The sequence below is a fragment of the Stenotrophomonas maltophilia group sp. Smal12 genome (genome assembly GCF_037079935.1).
GTDB classification, from domain to species: Bacteria; Pseudomonadota; Gammaproteobacteria; order Xanthomonadales; family Xanthomonadaceae; genus Stenotrophomonas; species Stenotrophomonas sepilia.
Map to the genome: position 1 here is coordinate 64,199 of NZ_JBAWUK010000017.1, position 6,108 is coordinate 70,306.

3 protein-coding genes are annotated in these 6,108 nt (G+C 66.3%); 2 read left to right on the forward strand and 1 reads right to left on the reverse strand.

The annotated features are described in order from the left end of the window. Positions 1-62 precede the first annotated feature (62 nt). Positions 63-2,816: a TonB-dependent receptor gene (locus WDC87_RS09795; protein ID WP_252745231.1), complete on the forward strand. Its 2,754-nt coding sequence runs from the start codon at positions 63-65 to the stop codon at positions 2,814-2,816. Positions 2,817-3,094: 278 nt separating this feature from the next. Here the strand turns inward: WDC87_RS09795 and WDC87_RS09800 are convergent, their stop codons facing one another. Then, the gene (locus tag WDC87_RS09800; RefSeq protein WP_111007895.1) at positions 3,095-4,708 is read right to left on the reverse strand and encodes an alpha-glucosidase family protein; all 1,614 of its coding nucleotides are present in this window, start codon (positions 4,706-4,708) and stop codon (positions 3,095-3,097) included. A gap of 214 nt (positions 4,709-4,922) precedes the next feature. Here WDC87_RS09800 and WDC87_RS09805 point away from each other — a divergent pair, with 214 nt between their 5' ends. After that, positions 4,923-5,921 carry a polyprenyl synthetase family protein gene (locus WDC87_RS09805; protein ID WP_111007894.1) on the forward strand — a complete coding sequence of 333 codons (999 nt, stop codon included), beginning with the start codon at positions 4,923-4,925 and terminating at the stop codon, positions 5,919-5,921. Positions 5,922-6,108 lie beyond the last annotated feature (187 nt).

Genomic DNA, 6,108 nt, shown 5'->3' on the forward strand with positions numbered 1-6,108 from the left:
CACGTTCACGGCCCCGCCGGAACGCTCACAAATCGATCTGCAACATTGCCTGGGAGGGGAAAATGTTGAACCACAAGCGCAGCGCGCTGAGCATCGCGCTGGCCGTTGTCCTGGCGCCGACACTGGCGTCGGCACAGTCCACGCAGAACACCACCACACCGGCCGGCACCGCCGCCACCAACCTCGATACGGTGCAGGTCACCGGCATCCGCCGCGGCATCGAGAGCGCGATCGCGGTCAAGCAGGACGCCACCTCGGTGGTCGAAGCGATCTCCGCCGAAGACATCGGCAAGCTGCCCGACGTCAGCATCGCCGAGTCCATTTCGCGCCTGCCCGGCCTGGCCGCCCAGCGCGTGGCGGGCCGCGCGCAGGTGATCAGCGTCCGCGGCCTGTCGCCGGACTTCGCCACCACCCTGCTCAATGGCCGCGAAGTGGTCAGCACTGGCGACAACCGTGGCGTCGAGTTCGACCAGTACCCGTCCGAACTGGTCAACGGCGTGACCGTGTACAAGACCCCTGACGCGGCACTGGTCGGCCAGGGCCTGTCGGGCACCATCGACATGCAGACCGCGCGCCCGCTCAGCTTCGGCGAGCGCGTGATCGCGGTCAGTGGCCGCTACCAGAAGAGCTCGCTGGGCCGCGCCGCCAACACCGATCCGTACGGCAACCGCTTCAGCGCCAGCTACATCGACCAGTTCCTGGACAAGACCCTGGGCATCGCCATCGGCTATGCGCACAGCGACATGCCGATCCAGGAGAACCAGGTCGGCCTGTACGAACCGTGGACCACCGAGCACACCGACAAGGGCGACCGTCCGGGCGTGGGTGCCGGCACCTACTTCTCCGATGGCATCAAGGCGCTGCGCCGCACCGGCAACAACAAGCGCGACGGCGTGATGGCCACGATCCAGTTCCGGCCGAACAACAGCTGGACCAGCACCTTCGATGCGTTCCACACCGAAGCCGAGCAGATCGACACCGCCAACCAGTTCGAGCTGAACCTCAGCAACTACAACGGCAACTACACCCCGGGCCTGCTGGTCAGCAACCCGCAGGTCAACGCCAATGGTTCGTTCACTGGCGGCACCGCCAGCGGCGTGTACCCGCTGGTACGCGGCATGTACAACAAGCGCAAGGACAAGATCGACGCGTTCGGCTGGAACAACGAGTTCAACTTCAGTGGCGTCAAGCTGGTCGCCGACCTGAACTACTCCAAGGCCACGCGCGACGAGCTGAACCTGGAAAACAACCTGCAGCTGACGCCGATGCCGCAGCTGGATACGGTCGGCGTGTCGATCCGCCAGGACGGCTTCTCGCAGATCAGCCCGGGCCTGAACTACTCCAACCCGGATGCGTTGTTCCTGACCAACACCATCTATGGTTCCGGCTACGGCAAGGTGCCGAAGGTGGAAGACCGCCTGAAGGGTGGCAAGCTGGCCGCCACCATCGCCCTGCCCGACGCCGTCGCGTCGTGGGCGCCGGACATCGACATCGGCGTGAACTACGCCGACCGCCGCAAGGTGAAGACCCAGTCCGAAGGCAACATCCTGCTGGGTGCGCAGGGCGACGCCAACATCGCCTCGGACCTGCAGTACCGCCCGGTCAACCTGGGCTTCGCCGGCCTCGGCACCATCCCGGCCTGGAACGTACCGGCCGCGGTGGGCCGCTACATGACCTTCAACCCGGTCGACAACCTGGACTACCTGATTCCCAAGTCGTGGACGGTACAGGAGAAGATCACCACCGCCTGGGCGCGCCTGAACATCAACGCCGACATCGGCGACGTCGGCGTGCGCGGCAACATCGGCGTGCAGATGCAGCACACCGACCAGAGTTCGGATTCGCGCTACTTTGACCGCTCCCGCCCAGCGGGCGAGAACGTTCTTCCTATCGCCAGCGGGAAAACTTATAACGATTGGTTGCCGAGCCTGAACCTGGCATTCCTCTTCCCGCACCAGCAGACCCTTCGCTTCGCCGTCGCCAAGCAAGTCGCGCGCCCGCGCGTGGATCAGATGCGTGCCGGTCTGGACTTTGGTGTTGCCCGAGAAACCGGCAAGCCCGGGGCCAGTGGCGGCAACCCTCTGCTGGATCCCTGGCGTGCGACCGCGGTCGACTTGTCCTACGAGAAGTACTTCGGCGAGAAGGCCTACGTGGCGGCGGCGATCTTCTACAAGGACCTGAAGAGTTACGTCTATACGCAGACAATTGATGGTTATGATTTCAGCGATCAAGTGGCCAACTGGGTTTCTCAACCAGGCGATGCACCGGTGCTGACCACCGGCACCTTCTCCGCCCCGCAGAACGGCAAGGGCGGCACGCTGAAGGGCCTGGAACTGACCGCATCGTTCCCGCTGGAGATGCTGACCGACAGCCTGCGTGGCTTCGGCGTGCAGGCCAGCGCGACCTTCAACAAGAGCGACATCACCATCCTGGACCCGGAGAGCGCCTCCAGCGTGGGCAGTGATCCGATCAGCCTGCCGGGCCTGTCCAAGCGCGTGTACAACTTCACCGCCTATTACGAGCGCAGCGGCTTTGAAGCACGCGTCAGCCAGCGCCGCCGTTCGGACTTCATCGGCGAGATCGGCAACTTCAACGGCAACCGCAGCCTGCGCTACGTGGTCGGCGAGAACGTGACCGATGCGCAGATCAGCTACACCTTCAGCGACAGCAGTGCCCTGGGTGGCCTGACCCTGCTTCTGCAGGGCAGCAACCTGACCAACGAGCCGTACCGCACCTACGCCGGCAGCAAGGACCGCCCGCTGGAGTACATCGAGTGGGGCCGCACATACATGCTGGGCGTGAACTACAAGTTCTGATCACGGCCGGGTCGTGCCGGCCGCTGGCTGGCACCCCGAACCCGGTAGCGCCGGCCGCTGGCCGGCAACACAAAGGGAGCAGGACCGGAAACCCGCTGCGCAGGCAGCGGGTTTTCTTATGCGCGGATGCCAGCACGTGATCGGCAAGGCCCATGCAGCGACGTTCCAACCCGTAGATCCACGCCATGCGTGGATGCCGTTCTCTGGAATCCCACCCACAAAAAAGGGACGGGGCGCTTCGGCCCCGTCCCCGCAAGTACCGCCACCGGAGAAAACGGTCAGCTGCGTCGGGCGCAATACACCGCGCGCGGCGGCAGCTGGAGTTCGTTGCCCTGCACCGTGCCCGCATCCGGGCCCGGTACCGCCACCTGCTGCCAGTTGCCCGGCGGCAGCGGATGGGTCACCGCCTCGGCCGACAGGTTGAAGGCCAGCAGGAGGGTTTCATCTGCAAGCATACGCTCGAACAGCAGCACAGGCTCGGCGCTTTCAAGGAATCTGATGCTGCCATGCAGAAGCGCCGGCTGGGTATGCCGCCAGGCCAGGAACGCGCGGAACGCCGCCAGCACCGAGTGCGGGTCGCGTTCCTGCACGGCCACCGCCGCCGCCCGGTGCTCGGCCGGAATCGGCAGCCAGGGCTGGCCGCTGGTGAAACCTGCTAACGGCGCATCGGTCCATGGCAGCGGGGTGCGGCAGCCATCACGGCCCTTGAAGTTCGGCCAGAAGGTGATGCCGTAGGGGTCCTGCAGTGCCTCGAACGGTACCTCGGCCTCGGCCAGGCCCAGCTCCTCGCCCTGGTACAGGCAGACCGAGCCGCGCAGCGAGCACAGCATCGCCACCAGCATCCGCGCCAGGCGCGGATCGGCCGGGTGGCCGCCCCAGCGGCTGACCGCCCGCTCCACGTCGTGATTGGACACCGCCCAGCACGGCCAGCCTTCGGTCATCGCCGCTTCCAGCCGCGAGACCGTGTCGCGGATATAGGCCGCGCTGTAGTCATCCACCAGCAGCTCGAAGCTGTAACCCATGTGCAGGCGGCCATCGCGGGTGTACTCGGCGGTGGTCGCCAGCGAATCCTCCGAAGAGATCTCGCCCAGGCTGACCGCGCCCGGGTACTGATCCAGCAGCGCGCGCAGGCGCTCCAGGAACGGCAGGTTCTCCGGCTGGGTGTTGTTGTAGTAGTGGTACTGGTAGGCGTACGGGTTGTCCGGGCTGAAGCCGCGCCCCACCCGCTTCTCCGCCGGCTTGGGCGGGTTGTCACGCAGCTGCGCATCGTGGAAGCAGAAGTTGATCGCATCCAGGCGGAAGCCATCCACGCCGCGATCGAGCCAGAAACGGACATTGTCCAGGGTGGCCTGCTGCACGTCCGGGTGGTGGAAGTTCAGGTCCGGCTGGTCGACCAGGAAGTTGTGCAGGTAGTACTGCTCACGGCGCGGCTCCCACTGCCAGGCGCCGCCACCGAACAGCGACAGCCAGTTGTTCGGCGGGGTGCCGTCCTCGCGCGGGTCGGCCCACACGTACCAGTCGGCCTTCGGATTGCTGCGGTCCTGGCGGCTCTCACGGAACCAGGCATGCTCGATCGAGGTATGGCTCAGCACTTGGTCGATCATCACCTTCAGGCCCAGGCCGTGGGCCTTGGCCAGCAGGCGGTCGAAGTCGTCCAGGCTGCCGAACAGCGGGTCGACGTCGCGGTAGTCGGCGATGTCGTAGCCGAAATCGGCCATGGGGGACTTGAAGAACGGCGAGATCCAGATCGCATCCACGCCCAGCGCGGCAATGTGGTCCAGGCGCTCGATGATGCCCGGCAGGTCGCCCACCCCATCGCCGTTGGCATCGAGGAAACTGCGCGGGTAGATCTGGTAGATGACGGCTCCGCGCCACCATGGATAGTGCGACATCGACAGCCCCCCTCCGGGCATGCGGGACCCGCCGGCAGCGGGCCGAAATCCTGATCCGGCAAGCTTAGCGGTGGCCTCGCGGGCATGGCGCAACCTGCATACGTATTCACGCGAAGGGCCGCGCAGGCCGGGCTGGAATTGCCGCTCGGGCCGGTTTGCGCCCGAATTCACGGCCAGCGCCTATAATCGATGGTGAGCCTGAAAGCCTGATCGCATGACCATCACCGAAGACACCCGTCCCGCCCTGGGCCTGCCCCAGATCCAGTCGCTTGCCGCGGCCGACATGGCCGCCGTCGACGCCCTGATCCGGCGCCGGCTGTCCTCGGACGTCGTGCTGATCAACCAGATCGCCGACCACATCATTTCCGCCGGCGGCAAGCGCCTGCGCCCGATGCTGGTGATGCTGGCCGGCCACGCGGTCGGCCACGCCGGCCCGGAGCACCACCAGCTGGCGGCGATCATCGAGTTCATCCACACCTCTACCCTGCTGCACGACGACGTGGTGGACGAGTCCAGCCTGCGGCGTGGCCGCAGCACCGCCAACGCGCTGTGGGGCAACGCGCCCAGCGTGCTGGTGGGCGACTTCCTGTACTCGCGCAGCTTCCAGCTGATGGTCGAGCTGGAGCGCATGCCGGTGATGCAGATCCTGGCCGATGCCACCAACCGCATCGCCGAGGGTGAAGTGCTGCAGCTGCTGCACGTGCACAACCCGGATACCGACGAAGCCGCCTACCTGCGCGTGATCGAGCGCAAGACCGCGGTGCTGTTCGCCGCCGGTACCCGCCTGGGCGCGCTGGCCAGCGGCGTGGATGAAGCCACCCAGCAGGCCCTGTTCGACTACGGCATGCACCTGGGTTACGCATTCCAGATCGCCGACGACGTGCTGGACTACTCGGCCAACGCCGAGGAGCTGGGCAAGAACCTGGGCGACGACCTCGCCGAGGGCAAGGCCACGTTGCCGCTGATCCACGCGATGGCCCACTCCGATGACGCTACCCGCGAGCGCCTGCGCACCATCGTGCAGGACGGCGACGCCTCGGCAATGCCGGAAGTGCTGGCCGCGATCCGCGCCACCGGCGGCCTGGAGTACAGCCGCCGCCGTGCCGAAGAGTACGCCGAAGCCGCCGAGCGTGCCCTGGATGGCCTGGCCGACAACGATGCCGTGGCCGCCCTGCGTGGCCTGGCCCGCTACGCGGTGCAGCGCTCGCATTGATGGGTTGAGGTGTGCCGACCAACGGTCGGCACCCACCCACCGGCATTCCGGTGGGGGGGGGCCCCTTGGTGGGCCCGCAAACCGCCCCTATTCACCCAATTGTTTTTGGGGGGGGGGGGCGGGCCCCCCCATTTTTTTTGGGGGTTTTCCTGATTATACGGTCCGGCGGGCTGTTACAAATAAAAAA

Excerpts from the sequence above, each read along its gene's own strand:
- WDC87_RS09805 (WP_111007894.1), top strand. The coding sequence starts at position 4,923 with ATGACCATCACCGAAGACACCCGTCCCGCCCTGGGCCTGCCCCAGATC.
- WDC87_RS09795 (WP_252745231.1), top strand. The coding sequence starts at position 63 with ATGTTGAACCACAAGCGCAGCGCGCTGAGCATCGCGCTGGCCGTTGTC.
- WDC87_RS09800 (WP_111007895.1), bottom strand. The coding sequence starts at position 4,708 with ATGTCGCACTATCCATGGTGGCGCGGAGCCGTCATCTACCAGATCTAC.